Source organism: Myxococcus sp. CA033, assembly GCF_013336625.1.
GTDB classification, from domain to species: Bacteria; Myxococcota; Myxococcia; order Myxococcales; family Myxococcaceae; genus Myxococcus; species Myxococcus llanfairpwllgwyngyllgogerychwyrndrobwllllantysiliogogogochensis.
This window is the reverse complement of sequence record NZ_JABUMU010000008.1, coordinates 79,536-94,775: the sequence shown is the minus strand read 5'-3', so window position 1 is coordinate 94,775 and position 15,240 is coordinate 79,536. Positions and strand designations below refer to the sequence as shown.

The window sequence follows — 15,240 nt, the reverse complement described above, 5'->3', positions numbered from 1 at the left end:
ATGGAGAGTTCGACGGCGCGGGACATCGCGGACGTGGTCATCCGCGTGGAGGGCTTGAGCAAGGACTACACGATGGGCTCGGAGGTGGTGCGCGCGCTGCGCGGCGTGGACCTCACCATCCGCCGCAACGAATATGTGGCCGTCATGGGCCCGTCGGGCTCCGGCAAGTCCACCTTCATGAACCTCATCGGCTGCCTGGATGTGCCGAGCGGCGGGCAGTACTGGCTCAACGGCCAACCCGTGGCGGGAATGACGGAGAACGCGCTCGCGCGCATCCGCAACCGCGAGCTGGGCTTCGTGTTCCAGAGCTTCAACCTGCTGCCCCGCGCCTCCGCGCTGGACAACGTGGCGCTTCCGCTGGTGTACGCGCGCGTGCCCAAGAAGGTCCGCCACGAGCGCGCGGCGGCGATGCTGGAGAAGGTGGGCCTGGGCGCACGCAAGGACCACCGGCCCAACGAACTATCGGGCGGTCAACGTCAACGCGTGGCCATCGCCCGCGCGCTGGTGACGCAGCCCGCGCTGCTGCTGGCGGACGAGCCCACGGGCGCGCTCGACAGCCGGACGGGTGAGGAAATCATGGCCCTCTTCGGGGAGCTGCATGCCCAGGGGCAGACGTTGATGCTCGTCACGCACGAGTCGGACATCGCGGCGTACGCGCGGCGGGTGCTGTTCTTGAAGGACGGCGTCATCGAGCGGGACGAGCTGAAGCGGAATTGAGCGGGACCGCGCGTCGCGCGGCCACGAAGAGACCTGGAGGACGTCGTGAGCAAGGCGAAGAAGATGGTCATCACGGGTGTCGCGGCGGTCCTGATTGGAGCGGGCGTCTACGCCACCCAGCGGAGCACGGAGCCCGCCACACCGGAGCGCTCGGCGGCCGTCGCCGTGGTGGAGCGCCGGGACATGGAGGTCGTCGCGGAGTCCGCCGGCCTGGTGGAGCCGCTGCGCGTGGTGGAGGTGAAGTCCAAGGCGTCCGGCGAAGTGCTCCGCGTGCTGTTCGACACCGGCGACAAGGTGGAGAAGGACGCGCTGCTCGCGGAGATCGACCCGCGCGACGTGCAGAACGCGCTGGCCCAGGCGCAGGCGGACCTGGACTCCGCGCGCGTGCGACTGAACACGACGGAGGCCCAGCGCCAGCGCATGGAGTCGCTGCGTCAGTCCGGCTACGTCACCCAGCAGGAATACGAGACGACGGTGGATGCCTACGCCACCGCGCGGGCGGCCAAGGTGCGCGCGGAGACGAACCTCCAGCTCGCCAAGGAGCGCAGCCGCGACGTCACCATCCGCGCCCCCAGCGCCGGGACGCTGCTGGAGCGGACGATTCAGCCCGGGCAGATCATCGCGTCGGCCACGTCCAACGTGTCCGGTGGCAGCACGCTGTTCAAGATGGCGGACCTGTCCGTCATGCAAGTGCGCGCCAAGGTGGACGAGACGGACGTGGGCCAGCTCAAGGCGGGCCTCAAGGCGCGCGTGACGATGGAGGCGTACCCGGGAAAGACGTTCGTCGGTGAGGTCGTGAAGATCGAACCCCAGGCGCTGGTGGAGCAGAACGTCACCCTCTTCCCGGTGCTCGTGCGCCTGGACAATCCGGAAGGGCTGCTGCGCCCGGGGATGAACGCGGAGGTGGCCATTGAAATCTCCCGCCGCCGCGACGCCATCACCGTCCCCAACTCCGCCGTGGTGGGCCTGCGGGATGCTCGCGCGGCGGCGCTGGCGGTGGGACTCACGGAGGACTCGGTGCGCTCGCTGATGCGTCCGCCGGGCTCCACCGGGGCGGGCCGGGGCCGGGGCGGCTCGGGGGGAAGCGGCGCGGACACCGCTCCACAGGGCCCGGCGTCGACGGGTGGCACCGAGGGCGCGCCCGTGGCGGGCGGCGACAAGGGCACCGTGGGCGCGGGCACGGCCACGCCAGTGAACGTGGCGACTCCCGCGACGGCCGCGGGTCAGGACGGCGCGGGTGAAGGCCGGCGCAACCGGGGCAACCGCGACGGCCAGCAGGCCCAGGGCGACACGCGGCCGGGGCTCGTCTTCGTGCAGGGCGCGAAGGGGCCGGAGCCGCGCCGCGTGGTGCTGGGCATGAGTGACTGGGAGAGCTCGGAGGTCATCAGCGGGCTGGAGGCGGGCGAGCAGGTGTTGCTCGTGTCGGTGGCGCAGCTCCAGCAGCAGCAGGCGCAGCGCAACGAGCGGATGCGGCAGGCAGGGGGCGGAATGATGCCCGGCATGGGTGGTGGTGCTGGCGGTGGGCGCGGCGGTCGTTAGTCGGCGGGAGGAGGAGGCAGGTCATGGGTGAAATCATCCTTGTGGCGTTCGACGCGGTCCTCGCCAACAAGCTGCGGTCGCTGTTGACCATGCTCGGCATCGTCATTGGCATCGCGGCGGTCATCACCATGGTGGCGTTGGGCGAAGGAGCCCAGCGCTCGGTGGAGCAGCGGCTGAAGACGCTCGGGACGAATGTCCTGACGGTGCGCCCCGGCCAGTCCTTCTCGGGCGGCCTCGGTCGAGGTCAGGCGTCGATGACCATCGACGACGCGGAGGCGCTGCGCACCAACGCCAAACACATCCAGGCCGTGGCGCCGGAAATCGAGTCGCGCTTCCAGGTGGAGTACGGCGCGGGCAACGCGAACCTGTCGGTGGTGGGCACGTGGCCGGCGTACTTCGGCATCAACGAGTCCCGCGTCGTCGCGGGCCGGATGTTCACCGACGCGGAGGACCGGGGTCGGCGGCGCGTGGTGGTGCTGGGGGCGCTGGCGGGCGGGCAGCTGGGGATTCGCGACTCCTCTTCGCTGGTGGGCGAGACGATTCGCATCCGAGGCATTCCCTTCGAGGTCATTGGAGTGCTGGCGGAGAAGGGCTCCCAGGGCTTCTCCAACCCCGACGAGAGCCTCTACATCCCGCTGTCCACCGCGCAGTTCCGGGTGATGGGCAGCGACCGCATCCGCTCCATCGCCGTGCAGGCCATGAGCGAGAAGACCATGGACGACGCCATGGCGGAGATCGACCTCAAGCTGCGTCGGGAGCACCGCCTGCGTCCCGAGGAGCCGGCCGACTTCAACATCCGCGACCAGGCCTCGCTGCTCGCGACGGTGCAGGAGACGACGCAGACCTTCTCGCTGCTGCTCGCCGGCATCGCCGCCATCTCCCTGCTGGTGGGAGGCATCGGCATCATGAACATCATGCTCGTCTCGGTGACGGAGCGGACGCGCGAGATTGGTCTGCGCAAGGCGCTGGGGGCCACGGGCACGGACATCCTGCTCCAGTTCCTCGTCGAGTCCCTCGTCCTGTGTCTGGCCGGAGGCACGCTCGGACTGGTGCTGGGAGTGGGGGGCGCGGCGGTGCTCCAGAAGCTCATGGGATGGACCATGGTGGTGGCCCCCGAGGCCATCGTGGTGGCCATCGCCTTCTCCGCGTCCGTGGGCGTGTTCTTCGGCATCTGGCCCGCGCGCCGCGCCGCGAGCCTCGCGCCCATCGAATCGCTCCGCTACGAATGACGCCTTCTCCCGGGAGCAACCCGACTGCTCCCGGGCGTCACACTCCGCTCAGCGCCCGGGACGCGCGCCCGGGTCCGCCTCGAACGCGGCGACGTCGTGGTAGTAGCGCTCGACCTCGGCCTGCGTGGACGCCTTCGTGAAGACCTCCGGACGCGGGTGGGCGATGGCGTCGAGGATGGCCTCCACGGCCTCCTCGACGGGCTGGGCCCCGGGCAGTGCGCGCGAGTCCGGCCCACCGCCCAGCGCATTGGCGCCGAACTCCGTGGCCACGACTCCGGGCATCACCACCGTGATGGAGATGCCTGGGTGCGTCTGGCGCAGCTCCAGCCGGAGACAGGCGCTCAGCGCATTCAACGCGTGCTTGGCCGCGCTATACGCCGAGCGGTGGGGCACCACGGGCAGCCGTCCCAGGGTGCTGGAGATGTTGAGAATCTGGCCGGCGTTGCGCGCCTGGAAGTGCGGCAGGACGGCCTGCATCCCGTAGAGCGCGCTGTGCACGTTGTCGCGCCACATCGACTCCAGGTCCGCGTCGGTGAGCTCGGCCACGGAGCGGGTGATGCCGCGTCCCGCGTTGTTCACCCAGACATCGATGCGGCCGAAGCGCTCGAGCGCCGCGTCACGCAGTCGTTCCACCTCCGCGCGAGCCGTCACATCGGTGACGACGGCGAGCGAGTCACGGCCGGAGCGGTTGGCGACAGCCTCCAGCTCCGTCCGACGGCGCGCGGCCAGCACCAGCTTCGCTCCACGTGCCCCCGCGACCCGGGCCAGCTCCGCCCCGATTCCCCCACTTGCCCCCGTGATGACGATGACCTTGTCCATGCGTGTCCCCTCGTGACGCTCGCCTGCCCCACGGAATCTACCTGCCCGAAAAGACTCTGGCGGATTCCTGGCGATGACGCCGAGGGCTCTGTTCAATCGCGAGGACCCGGGCGTGGGCCTGTCTCCAGGACGGCCATGGCGTGGGCACCGTGTTACCCTTCTCGTCCGCTCTCGCCTCGGGTCGCTCGCACATGCCGTTCAGGATCTTCTCCTTCTCGATGCTCATCGGGCTCGGCGCGGTGCTGGGCCACCTGTACCTCTACCGACGGCTGGTCCGTGAGCTGGTGCGGGGTCGCGCGGCCCGGTTCGTCGCCCTGGTCGTGCTGGGCCTCCTGACGCTGCTCCTGGGGATGCGGCGCACCGTGCTGGATGCCCTCCCCGAGGGATTCGAACGCATCGCGACGGTGACCACGTACACGTGGATGGGCGTGGCGCTCTGTCTGGTGATTGCGCTCGGAGCGACGGACCTCCTCCGGGCCCTCGTCGGCCTGGGACGGCATGTTCAACGGCGCTACGCGGCCCCACCACCCGCGCCCACGGCCACCGTGCCGGAGGCTCCGCCAGACGTCGAACTCCGGGTGGACGAGGAGCGGAGGAAGTTCCTGGGGCGCGCGCTGGCGGGAGGCGCCGCGCTCGCGGGCGGAGGCCTGGCGACGTACGGGAACTGGCGCGCCTATGCACCGCCGCTGGTGACGGAGCTCGCCGTCAGGATTCCCAAGCTGCCGCGAGCGCTGGATGGGCTCACCATCGTCCAGCTCACGGACATCCACGTGGGCCCCTTCATCCAGCGCCGGTTCATGGACGAGCTGGTGCGTCAGGCCAACGCCCTCAAGCCGGACCTCTTCGCCATCACCGGCGACCTGGTGGACGGGGACGTGCCCACGCTGGGAGGCGCCGTCGCCGCGCTCGGAGCCCTGCGCTCCCGCTACGGCAGCTACTTCGTCACCGGCAATCACGACTACTACTCCGGTGACGCGGAGTGGACGGCGTTCCTCCAGACGCTCGACATCCAGTCGCTGCGCAACCGCCATGTCCGCATCGGCGATGCGGGGGCTTCGCTGGACCTGGTCGGCGTGGACGACTGGAGCGGCTGGAGACGGCGCAACCAGAAGGGCTACGACCTGGACCTGGCGCTCGCGGGACGGGCGCCGGACCGGGCGGCCGTGCTGCTCGCGCACCAGCCCGCGAACTTCAAGGTGGCCGCGGAGCGAGGGATGGACCTCCAGATTTCAGGCCACACCCACGGCGGGCAGCTCCTCCCGATGACGCTGTTCATCGGCCTCGCATGGGAGCACGCGGCCGGTCTCTACCGGCACCAGGACTCCCACATCTACGTGAGCCGGGGCTGTGGCTTCTGGGGGCCCCCCATGCGCGTCGGCAGTCCCCCGGAGCTGGTCAAGCTCGTGCTCACCACGTAGCGGGCACGTGCGCCCTCACTTCGCCAACGAAGCCCGGGGCGTGTAGCGCCAGAACCGCTGGAGGTGGCCACAGCCCTGACAGGCCAGCTCCACTTGAAGCTCGCCGCCACGGGCGGCCGTGGCGGGGACGACGGTTCGCATGGACTGCTCCGCGCGCCCGCTGCACGCACGGCACACGCCCACCGTCTGGATGAACCGCGAATTGCGCGTCACCACGCCGTCCTCGCAGGAGCCACACCACCAGACGTGATAGTCGACGGCGCCGCTCTGCTCCTGCCGGCGTTGCTCATCATTCAGATGGAGGTCATCCATCTCCTCGTCGAGCAGTTCCCGCGCCTGACCACAGTGCTGGCAGACCTCCAGCTCCGAGCGCTTCGACTCCACCTGCCCTGCCGGACGATTCATGGAGAGCACGACGACCACGGCCGACACAAAGCCCACCAGCAGGACGACGAGCATGAGCATCATCGGTTCGGCTCCAGTTCCACGGAGTGCAGCGCCTTGCCCGTCAGGTCATGGATGGCGACGGTCATCACGCCACTGTCGCCCTGGATGCGGACGCTGCCGAAGTACTGCTGTCCTTCCCACGGTGCCGCGTTCATCACCGTCGCCGGCTTGTGCCACTTGACCTCCGGGCCGAAGGTCTCATCGAGCGGGCTGGGGCCGAAGGTGCCCGCGTTGAGCGGACCCGCGACGAACTCCCAGAACGGGTCGAAGTCGCGGAAGCGCGCGCGGTCCGGGTGATAGTGGTGCATCGCCGGGTAGTGTACGTCCGCGGTGACGAACACCACGTTGCGCACCTTCCGTTCCTTCAGGAACGACAACAACTCCGCCAGCTCCAGCTCGCGTCCCAGCGGGGCACCCGGACCGTTGGCCCACGCCTCCATGAGGTAGCCGCCATCCGGCAGCTTCTCCGCCGGGATGATGAGCCCCAGCGGCATGCTGGTCGCAATCACCTTCCACGTCGCCCGGGAGGCCGCCAGCGACTGCTTGAGTCCGTCGAGCTGCGCGCGTCCGAGGAACGTCGTCTCCGGTCCCTGCTGCTCCTGCCGATTGACGGAGTTCGGCGCCCGGAACGCGCGCACGTCTGGAATGAAGACATCCAGCAAGGGCCCCTGTGAGAGCTGGCGATGGATGCGGCCCTCGGCTCGTGCGGCGCCGCCCACGGGCGAATACTCGAAGAACGCCTGACGCGCTCGCGCGCCGAGCACCCGTTCGTCCGAGACCTGCGTGTACCGAGGGTCGTCCGCGAGGCTGCGCCCCGGATACCAGTTGTTGCGCACCTCGTGGTCATCCCACTGGTACGCGATGGGCACGTCCCGCGCCATGGCCCGCAGCGAGTCATCCAGGAAGTTGTAGGCGAAGTTCCCGCGGAGCTCCTCCATCGTCTCGGCGACCTTCGACTTGGCGGGCGTCACCCGGTTGCGCCACACGCGCCCATCCGGGAGGACGACCTCCGGCAGCAGGGGGTTGTCGGCATAGATGGCGTCGCCGACGTGCAGGAAGAAGTCGGGGCGCAGCGCATGGACGGCCGCGTAGCCTCGATAACCGCCCCACTCCGGGTTGATGCCCCAACCCTGGCCACACACGTCCGCGCTCCACGCGAAGCACACGTCCTTGGCCGAGTCCGGTGACGTGAGGAACCGCCCGCGCCACTCCTCGCCGGTGACGCCGCCGTCCTCCGCGAGCACCCGCACGAAGACCTCGCGCCCCGCCGGCAGACCCGTGAGGTCCACCACGCCCGTGAAGTCCGTCGCGGCGGTGAGCGCGGCGCCCTCCACGCGATGCACGCCCTTCACGAGGCGGGAGTCCTCGCTCCACTCCACCACGAGCCGCGAGGCCCGGTCCGCCTTGCCCCAGACGGTGACGGCGCCGGTGCGCAGGTCTCCCATCTGCGCGCCCAGGGGCAGCGACGGCCCGGGACGTGGCGCACGCACCGAGCGCGTCGAGGCACAGCCCGCGGCGGTGACGGCGAGCCCCTGGAGCACGGTTCGTCGAGTGAGGACAGTCATGGTGAGCACGCTCCGAGGAAGGAACCGGCCCTCACACTAGGGCCACTTCCGCCAGGCATCCAGCACCACCGCCGCCACCCGAAAGCCACGCATGAACGAGACCTCCGACAAGAGTCGCGAATTCCGGACGCACGTATGACGTGTCAAGTCAGCGACGCGAAGCAGCCCGCACTCGCGACGACTCCCCCACCCATTTGACGACGCCCCGTGATGACAGCCATAAATCCGCCCATGCTGACATCCTGGCTTTATCCGAAAAAACTGTTTCTCTCATTGACGCTGTGTTTCGCGCTTGAAGCCAGTGCCGCTGCCGTGAGCTCCGCGTCGGCGACCGCGTTCACGGTGCCCAACGGAACGTTCGAGGTGCCTGCCCTCCCCGCCTCACCTGGGTACGCCTACGCCCCCGCCGGCTCTGGCTGGACGCTGGCAGGCGGCGCGGGCCTCTCCCGGAACGCCACGGCGTTCACGTCGGGGAATCCCAACGCGCCCGAAGGCGCGCAGGTGCTCGTCCTCCAGGCCGCGGGAACGGCGTCACGCGCGTTCAACTTCACGGCGGGCTACTACGTCTTCAGCTTCTCCACGGCGCAGCGCGGAAACGACCCGACCAGCGCCCAGAGCGTCCAGTTGCTCGTTGACGGCACGGCCATCCTGACCGTGAGCCCCGTCGGCGCGACGTACCAACGGCTCACGGCTGGACCGGTGCTGCTCACCTCCGGGCCCCACACCGTCGAACTGCGCGGGCTCAAACCCCAGGGCGGGGACACCGCCTTCGTGGATGACTTCAGGGCGTCGCGCGTGAGGGACATCAGCATCAGCGGCTTCGAATCGCCCGCCATCCCCACCAGCCCCGGCTTTGTCTATGCGCCCACGGGAAGCCCCTGGAGCTTCACCGCGGGCGCGGGCCTCGCACGAAACGGGAGCGCCTTCACCGTCGCCAATCCCGCCGCGCCCGAGGGCGCTCAGGTCCTCTTCCTCCAAGGCGGGGCCACGGCCACCACCGCCGTCACCCTTCCGCGCACGGGCTACTACCGCTTCCGACTGAGGGCCGCCTTGCGCGCCAATGACCCGACCCAGCCCCCGGCCAAGGACGTCCGCGTCACCGTCAATGGCACGGAGGTCGGCCACTTCCGCCTCGGGAGCATCCAGTACACCGAGCACGTCTCCACGGTGCTCGCGCTGAACGCCGGGCCCGCCACGGTGAGTGTGCTTGGTGAGGACACATCCCCGGGAGACCACACGGGGCTGGTGGATGACCTCCGGATGGAGATGGTCCACGACTGGAATGATGCCTACGTCTGGGGCGGCGCGGTGCCGACGGCGAGTGACACCGCCACCGTGGGCCTCGGCAGCGCGGTCAGCCTCCAGGGCACGCTCACCCCGGGGGCCGTCGTGGTGAGCGGCGAGGTGCTCGGCGTCCAGAACCGGCCCGTGTCCCTCACCACGCGGTATGTGATGGTGATGGGCCCAGGCTCCCTGTTCGAGCTGGGCCAGGAGCTGACGCCCTACCCCAGCACCGCCGTCATCACGCTCAACGCATCCGAGCCCACGCTCGACGTGATGGGAATGGGCGACAAGTTCCTCGGCGCCATGACCAACGCCACCGTCCGGCTGCATGGCGAGGAACGGGTGAGCTGGACGCAGCTCCAGGGGAATGTGAGCGCGGGAAGCAACAGCCTGGTCCTGAAGCAGCCCGTCAACTGGCGGCAGGGCGACGTCATCGTCGTCGTGTCCAGCACCCGGAACTGGAACGAGGCCGAGCAGCGCGTCATCCAGTCCCTCGACGCAACCAACACGCGGCTCACCCTGACGAGCCCGCTCTCCCACGCACACAGCGGCGTGCAGAAGTCCTATTCCAACGGCTCACGCACGTGGACCGCGGACCTGCGCGCCCAGGTGGGCCTGCTCACTCACAACATCAAGGTGCAGGGAGATTCCACGTCCGCGGCCAACGGGTTCGGCGGGCACGTGATGATCATGGGCAGCTCGCGCGCGTTCATCAGCGGCGTCGAGCTCTTCAACATGGGCCAGAAGGCGAAGCTGGGGCGCTACCCGTTCCACTGGCACATGCTGGGCACCGAGGGCGCCGGGCAGTACTTCAAGAACTCCAGCATCCACCACTCCTACAACCGCGCCATCACCATCCACGGCACCGAGAGCACGCTGGTGGAGAACAACTTCTTCCATGACCACATCGGCCACGGTGTGTTCCTGGAAGACGGCAGCGAGCGCTTCAACGTCATCAAGCGCAACGTGACGCTGCTCACCCGCCGTCCCGCGCCCGGAGAGCAGGTCACCCCCTCCGACAACCAATTCAACGCCGTCCAGAACCGCACGCCGGCCAGCTATTGGATCACCAATCCCCAGAACACCTTCGAGGACAACGTCGCGGCGGGAACCGAGGGCACGGGGTTCTGGTTCGCGTTCCCCGACAAGCCCATGGGCCAGTCCGCGGGGGATTCGCGATTCCAGGACATGCCCGTCCGGACGCTCCCGTTGATTTCGTTCAAGGGCAACAGCGCCCACAGCACCATGAGCGCGTTCGACATCTTCGACAAGCTGAGCCCTGACCATGAAATCGAGCCGAACCACGGCTGGTTGAACCCGGACCTCCACCTCATCGAGGACGGGACGTGGTACGCGAACGCGATGGCGCTCTACACGGGGATTGGCGCCGGTGGTTCGACAAGCAACCTCGTCTTCCGCAACAACATCATGGTCGACAACACCGTCGGCACCATGATGGCCAGCTACAGCATCGTCGAGCAGAGCCTGTTCGTGGCGGACTCAGGGGAGAACCTCGTGAGCGGCGAGCGGAGCGCCTACCGCGTCTATGACGGCGCGGGGCAGGTCCGTGACTCCCACTTCGTCGGGTGGACCGCGGCCAACGCCAATTTCCTCATGAACACGGGCGCGGCCATCAAGCACCCCAACCACACGTTCCTCCGGAACACGATGTCCCCCGCCGGGCCACCCCGCATCCGTTATTGCGACGAATCAGGCACGCTTTGCGACGCCACGGGCAAGCCCACGCCGGGCACCCACGCCGGGCACCCCAAGCACCCGCGCGTCTGGTCCACCGTGCTGCGAGACCTCACGGGGAGCATCACCGGCAAGCCCAACACGGCCATCGTGTCCAACCATCCGTTCATGCTCGTGGGAGACGAGTACCAGCCGCCGAACTGGGAGTACGCATACCGGAGCGACCACCGGTTCGTGCTCTCCCTGCTCTACTACGACGAGAACCTGCAACTGAGCCCCAACCTCACCTGCACGCGCAGGAAGGCGGGGACCAACACCGAGCACGTCTACTACGTCGACGGCTACCGCGAATGGCATCAACTGCCCGTCATCGTCAACGAGGGCTATGAGTACACCTATGCCTACGAGTCGCTTCCATCGAACAAGTCAGTGCTGATGCAGATGGTGGACGCCACCCCGGGTGACTCGTACATCGCCCACTTCAAGGACTTCGGAAAGCTGGGGGGGCTCTCGTACTTTACCAATCAGGGGAGCTTTCCCCCTCGCGAATCCCTCGCCGCGCTCCGTGCCTCCACCGCCTCGGGGTACTACCTGCAGCAGGGCGGAGACCTGAGCATCAAGGCGGTGGCCACGGACAGCTACCAGGGGTTCATCATCTCCTGGATGACGGACTTCGTGGTTCCACCGCTCGACACGGACGGAGACAGGATGCCGGACTCCGTGGAGATTGGCGCGAACCGGCACGCCTTCGACGCCTCGGACCTCTCCGTGGAGTTCAACGCGCTGGGTGACACCGAAGGCTGGGTGGGCACCAACATCGCGGGACAAGCGGTGAGCGGTGGCGTGTTGACCGGAACCTCCAGCAGCGCCGACGCGATACTCATCAACAGCGACTACAACTTCGACGCCAGCCGAGTGGCGACGCTCCGAGTCCACATGCGGTCCTTCGCGCCCACCGGCGTCCAGTTGTTCTTCGCCACCGACACCCAACCCGGGTTCTCCGGCGCGCGCGTGGCGACCGTGGGCCACTCCGGCGGCGGCACGTACCAGACGCTCACGTTCAACATGCAGGGCGTCCCCGGTTGGAATGGGACCATCACCGACCTGCGCCTGGACCCGGTGTCGGGCTCGGGCATCGCGTTCGACATCGACTGGATTCGCGCGACGGCGCCGTAGCGCTCCGCCTTCCCGGTTCAAGGGGAAGGTGGGCTCACCCACCTGGGCGGTTCACGCGGGAGATGCCCAGGTGGGGACGGGGTCGACGACGGAGAATCGAAGCTGACGGAGACGGGCCCGGTCGCTGATGACGTTGAACGCCGCGACGCGGTCGCCTCGGCGTTCGACTTCGAGGACGAGCAGCGGCCGCCCAAGCGGCGCGACGACGATGCCCAGGGCGCCATTCACGAAGACGGGTCGGGCGAAGCGCGCTCGGCCGGAGTTGGTGAGCGTCTCCTCCGCGACGCGGCGGGCGCCACGAACCTCGGTCTCCTCCTCACCTCGCAGCGCGGCACGGTCCGCACGGCGCACGACGTCCGGCGCCAGCACGGCGAGGAGGGCCTCCAGGTCCCCCGCGCGTGAAGCGGCGAGGAAGGCGTCGATGACCTCTCGCTGCTCGCGGAGCTCGGCGGCGGAAACCGTGGGCGTGCCCCGCACCCGCTGACGGGCACGGCTCGCCAGCTTCTTCGCGGCGACGGGGGAGCGCTCGACAATCCCGGCGATCTCCTCGAAAGACACGCCGAACAAATCATGAAGCACGAAGGCGATGCGTTCCGCGGGCCCCAACGCGTCGAGCACCACGAGCAGCGCGAGCCCGACGGACTCCGCCATCACCAAGTCACCCTCCGGATGCGCCTCGGCATCGTGGGCGATGACCCGGTCGAGTTCAGCGACGTCGAGAAACTCCTCACCCCGTCGCTGGCGCGAGCGCAGCGACTCCAGGCACACGCGCGCGACAATCGTGGTCAGCCAGCCCGCCACGTTGACGACGGCACGGGCATCGAAGCGGCTGGCTCGAAGCCAGGTCTCCTGCACCGCGTCGTCCGCCTCGTCGGCGGTGCCGAGCATGCGAAACGCGACCGCCCGCAGGTGGCGGCGGGACCGGTCGAACTGCTCGGCCAACTCGGAGTGATTCGCCATCGGTCACCTTTCATCCGCGCCATTCATCATAGCGAGAGACGCGATGAACGACGCGAGAACAAGGAGCCGGTCATGCCTGTACTGATGGTGCGTTACCAGGTGGCGGAGCAAGGTGTCGCGGAGGTGACTCGAGCGGTCCAGGCCGCGTTCGAGGCCGTGAGGGCACAGCAGCCCAAGGGCCTGCGCTATTCATACTTTCATCGAGCGGGCAGCACCGAGTTCATCGCGCTGCTCGACCTGGATGAAGGCATCGAGAATCCGTTGTTTGGAATCGAGGCGGCCCGAGCGCTGCAAGCCACCGTGGCCCGCTGGGCCGTGGGTGAGCCGCCGAAGCCGCTACCCGTCGAGCGGATCGGCTCGTACGGCAGCGCCCCGTAACGAGACTCGAGGCGGACCGATGGAGGCCCCGGCGTGGGTCCAAGGGTGGGCCCATCGCCGGGACTCCGGAACCCACACTCCGCGAGACACTACACGTCGCAGTCCAGCGGACCCTCCGGGGTCCACGCGCGCTGGAGCATCAGCGAAAAGGCGGTGAGCACCACGGCATCGCGCTCCTCCGCCGACAGGTCCGGTGCCATCCACAGCGTCGCGGGTTTCACCACCTGCACGGAGGCCACCGTCCGGTCATCGCGGAGCAGGTGGAAGCCGAGATAGGACACCGGCAATCCGTGCTGGGACTGGCTGGCGCTCAGGACACTCAAGCGCACCTCGCCCACCTGCGCCTGCCCTCGTACGACCGGGGCCTCCGTGACGGCTCTCTGGCGCTCCGCGGACCGCGTGAGCTCCACGCGCCCGCCCCCTTCCAGCTCGCAGAGGACACGGCTCTGGCCGCGGCCCACGGTGAACTGCCCCTTCAACGCCTCCAGCTCCGCCTGCACGCCCGTCATCTTCTCCTGGCACTCCACCTTCGTCGGACGGGATGACGGCACCCCTGAAGCCAGCGTGAAGCGATAGGCCGACTTCCGCTCGCACGCGGTGGCGTTGCGCAGCGAGCCGCTCATGAACTCGACCGCATCGGTGGCATACAGCGCGGAGTATCCAGCGGCGGACAGAGTGCCCCCCGTGCCCAGGAACCGCTGGTGCCGCTCGATGGGGACCGGACGGGCCTCGCGCGCCAACGTCTCCGGGACCGCGAGCCTCAACGGGCTGCACGCGACCCCATTGCCCACCATCAGCCCCATCATCAGGACTCCCACCCACCTCTTGCTCCACATCGCCTGACTCCCCCTGACGGGTGCCCCACGTGCTCCCCCGGCCGGGGTGCGGACGCCGCGCCTTGTCGCGGTTCATACGCAGCGAGCGCCGCGCCCTGGCTGTGACTCGCCGAGACCCGTACCCCGAGTGACCGAGCCAGGTGGCCGCTGGTCGAGGTGCCGGGGGCCGGAGGGAGCCCGAAAGCTTGGAGGGCAGGCGCGCTTGGCCTGGGTGCCAGAGCCGGGACTTCAGGTATGCTTGCCGGGCTTTCGGACCCGTGAGGCCGGGTCCCACACGATGAGCGGACAGCAGGATGAAGGGGGCCGGGGTCGACTCCTCAGGCCCGCTCGAAAGGTTCACACACATGAAGCGACTGGCACGAGTCGGTCTGGTGTTCGGAGTTCTCGCCCTGGGCGGCACGGTGGCCTGTAAAGGCGAGGAGGACCTCGCCAAGCCACACCGCATCAAGGGCAGCGATCACCTGAGCAAGAAGGAGTACAAGGAGGCCGCCGCGGCCTACGCGCTGTCGCTCCAGGCGGACCCCAAGCAGGAGAAGGTCTGGGAGAAGAAGGCGTTCGCCCACCTCCAGCTCGGGGAGATGGACAAGGCCAGCGAGGCCGTCCTGAAGATCCTCGAGATGAAGACCACGCCGGCCGAGAAGGCCGAGACGTACCGGACGCTCGCCAGCATGAACATGCAGGGCGGTGCCACGGAAGCGGCCGAGAAGTACTTCAACGAGGCCCTGAAGCTCGAGCCGAAGGACGAGGCGTCCCTCGGGTGGATTGCTGAAATCTACGCTCAGCGCGGTGGTGCGCGCTCCATGGCGGCGCCCATCGTCAAGGCCGACCTGGAGAAGTCGCTCAACTATTACGACCAGGTCATCGCCCTCAACCCCAACTCCGCCAACACGTACCTCAACAAGCGCGTGGTGATGGGCCGCCTCATGGAATACGAGCGGCAGCAGAAGGAGATGGCGCTGTCGGAGGCCACCGAGAACGCGAAGGACCCGGCCATCGTCGCCGAGGCGAACGCCCGCGCCGCCGAGCACCAGAAGCGGATGGACGAGTTCCAGGGCCAGTTCGCGGACATGACCAAGAAGTTCAGCGACGCGCAGAAGGCCACCAAGGCCCAGGCGGCGAACGCGCAGTAGTCCCCTCGCCTTCCTGAAGCTCCAGGGCCTGGAACCGCGCACCGGTT

12 protein-coding genes are annotated in these 15,240 nt (G+C 68.6%); 7 read left to right on the top strand and 5 right to left on the bottom strand.

Annotation, left to right across the window (positions count from 1 at the left end):
- From HUA78_RS21130 to HUA78_RS21120, 3 genes are read left to right on the top strand one after another with little or no spacing between them, the layout of a single operon-like run.
- Entirely contained in the window at positions 1 to 717 is a 717-nt protein-coding gene (locus HUA78_RS21130) for an ABC transporter ATP-binding protein (RefSeq protein ID WP_141645674.1), read from the top strand.
- A 45-nt stretch (positions 718 to 762) separates the two neighbouring features.
- Positions 763 to 2,256: an efflux RND transporter periplasmic adaptor subunit gene (locus HUA78_RS21125; RefSeq protein WP_174462428.1), complete on the top strand. Its 1,494-nt coding sequence runs from the start codon at positions 763 to 765 to the stop codon at positions 2,254 to 2,256.
- Positions 2,257 to 2,279: 23 nt separating this feature from the next.
- Positions 2,280 to 3,485: an ABC transporter permease gene (locus HUA78_RS21120; protein WP_174477011.1), complete on the top strand. Its 1,206-nt coding sequence runs from the start codon at positions 2,280 to 2,282 to the stop codon at positions 3,483 to 3,485.
- 48 nt (positions 3,486 to 3,533) lie between these two features.
- Here the strand turns inward: HUA78_RS21120 and HUA78_RS21115 are convergent, their stop codons facing one another.
- On the bottom strand, positions 3,534 to 4,304 hold the full coding sequence (locus HUA78_RS21115) for an SDR family oxidoreductase (protein WP_141645340.1): 771 nt from the start codon (positions 4,302 to 4,304) through the stop codon (positions 3,534 to 3,536).
- Positions 4,305 to 4,495: 191 nt separating this feature from the next.
- On the opposite strand from HUA78_RS21115, the gene HUA78_RS21110 reads away from it, so the two are divergent.
- Positions 4,496 to 5,722 (top strand): metallophosphoesterase, encoded by a 1,227-nt coding sequence (locus HUA78_RS21110; protein ID WP_174477010.1) that lies wholly within the window; start codon positions 4,496 to 4,498, stop codon positions 5,720 to 5,722.
- Positions 5,723 to 5,737: 15 nt separating this feature from the next.
- Here HUA78_RS21110 and HUA78_RS21105 read toward each other — a convergent pair whose 3' ends face one another.
- Positions 5,738 to 6,190: a hypothetical protein gene (locus tag HUA78_RS21105; protein WP_174456708.1), complete on the bottom strand. Its 453-nt coding sequence runs from the start codon at positions 6,188 to 6,190 to the stop codon at positions 5,738 to 5,740.
- On the bottom strand, positions 6,187 to 7,734 hold the full coding sequence (locus HUA78_RS21100; protein WP_174477009.1) for an alkaline phosphatase: 1,548 nt from the start codon (positions 7,732 to 7,734) through the stop codon (positions 6,187 to 6,189). The genes HUA78_RS21105 and HUA78_RS21100 overlap by 4 nt, the downstream gene beginning before the upstream one ends.
- A 312-nt stretch (positions 7,735 to 8,046) precedes the next feature.
- Between HUA78_RS21100 and HUA78_RS21095 the strand changes: the two genes are divergently transcribed.
- Entirely contained in the window at positions 8,047 to 11,889 is a 3,843-nt protein-coding gene (locus HUA78_RS21095; RefSeq protein ID WP_174477008.1) for a G8 domain-containing protein, read from the top strand.
- A 51-nt stretch (positions 11,890 to 11,940) separates the two neighbouring features.
- On the opposite strand, the gene HUA78_RS21090 is transcribed toward HUA78_RS21095, so the two are convergent.
- Positions 11,941 to 12,849: a sigma-70 family RNA polymerase sigma factor gene (locus HUA78_RS21090; RefSeq protein ID WP_174477007.1), complete on the bottom strand. Its 909-nt coding sequence runs from the start codon at positions 12,847 to 12,849 to the stop codon at positions 11,941 to 11,943.
- A gap of 72 nt (positions 12,850 to 12,921) precedes the next feature.
- On the opposite strand from HUA78_RS21090, the gene HUA78_RS21085 reads away from it, so the two are divergent.
- Positions 12,922 to 13,227 (top strand): hypothetical protein, encoded by a 306-nt coding sequence (locus tag HUA78_RS21085; protein WP_174477006.1) that lies wholly within the window; start codon positions 12,922 to 12,924, stop codon positions 13,225 to 13,227.
- An 89-nt stretch (positions 13,228 to 13,316) separates the two neighbouring features.
- Here HUA78_RS21085 and HUA78_RS21080 read toward each other — a convergent pair whose 3' ends face one another.
- A complete protein-coding gene (locus HUA78_RS21080; protein WP_174477005.1) occupies positions 13,317 to 14,063 on the bottom strand; it encodes a hypothetical protein in 747 nt (248 codons plus the stop codon).
- Between the two features lie 344 nt (positions 14,064 to 14,407).
- Between HUA78_RS21080 and HUA78_RS21075 the strand changes: the two genes are divergently transcribed.
- Complete coding sequence (locus HUA78_RS21075) at positions 14,408 to 15,193, top strand: tetratricopeptide repeat protein (RefSeq protein WP_141645332.1); 786 nt, start codon at positions 14,408 to 14,410, stop codon at positions 15,191 to 15,193.
- The last annotated feature ends 47 nt before the right edge of the window (positions 15,194 to 15,240 follow it).

What these genes read in the sequence shown, in the direction of transcription:
- HUA78_RS21120 (WP_174477011.1), top strand. Translation starts at nt 2,280, where the DNA reads ATGGGTGAAATCATCCTTGTGGCGTTCGACGCGGTCCTCGCCAACAAG.
- HUA78_RS21115 (WP_141645340.1), bottom strand. Translation starts at nt 4,304, where the DNA reads ATGGACAAGGTCATCGTCATCACGGGGGCAAGTGGGGGAATCGGGGCG.
- HUA78_RS21075 (WP_141645332.1), top strand. Translation starts at nt 14,408, where the DNA reads ATGAAGCGACTGGCACGAGTCGGTCTGGTGTTCGGAGTTCTCGCCCTG.
- HUA78_RS21110 (WP_174477010.1), top strand. Translation starts at nt 4,496, where the DNA reads ATGCCGTTCAGGATCTTCTCCTTCTCGATGCTCATCGGGCTCGGCGCG.
- HUA78_RS21100 (WP_174477009.1), bottom strand. Translation starts at nt 7,734, where the DNA reads ATGACTGTCCTCACTCGACGAACCGTGCTCCAGGGGCTCGCCGTCACC.
- HUA78_RS21130 (WP_141645674.1), top strand. Translation starts at nt 1, where the DNA reads ATGGAGAGTTCGACGGCGCGGGACATCGCGGACGTGGTCATCCGCGTG.
- HUA78_RS21085 (WP_174477006.1), top strand. Translation starts at nt 12,922, where the DNA reads ATGCCTGTACTGATGGTGCGTTACCAGGTGGCGGAGCAAGGTGTCGCG.
- HUA78_RS21080 (WP_174477005.1), bottom strand. Translation starts at nt 14,063, where the DNA reads ATGTGGAGCAAGAGGTGGGTGGGAGTCCTGATGATGGGGCTGATGGTG.
- HUA78_RS21090 (WP_174477007.1), bottom strand. Translation starts at nt 12,849, where the DNA reads ATGGCGAATCACTCCGAGTTGGCCGAGCAGTTCGACCGGTCCCGCCGC.
- HUA78_RS21105 (WP_174456708.1), bottom strand. Translation starts at nt 6,190, where the DNA reads ATGATGCTCATGCTCGTCGTCCTGCTGGTGGGCTTTGTGTCGGCCGTG.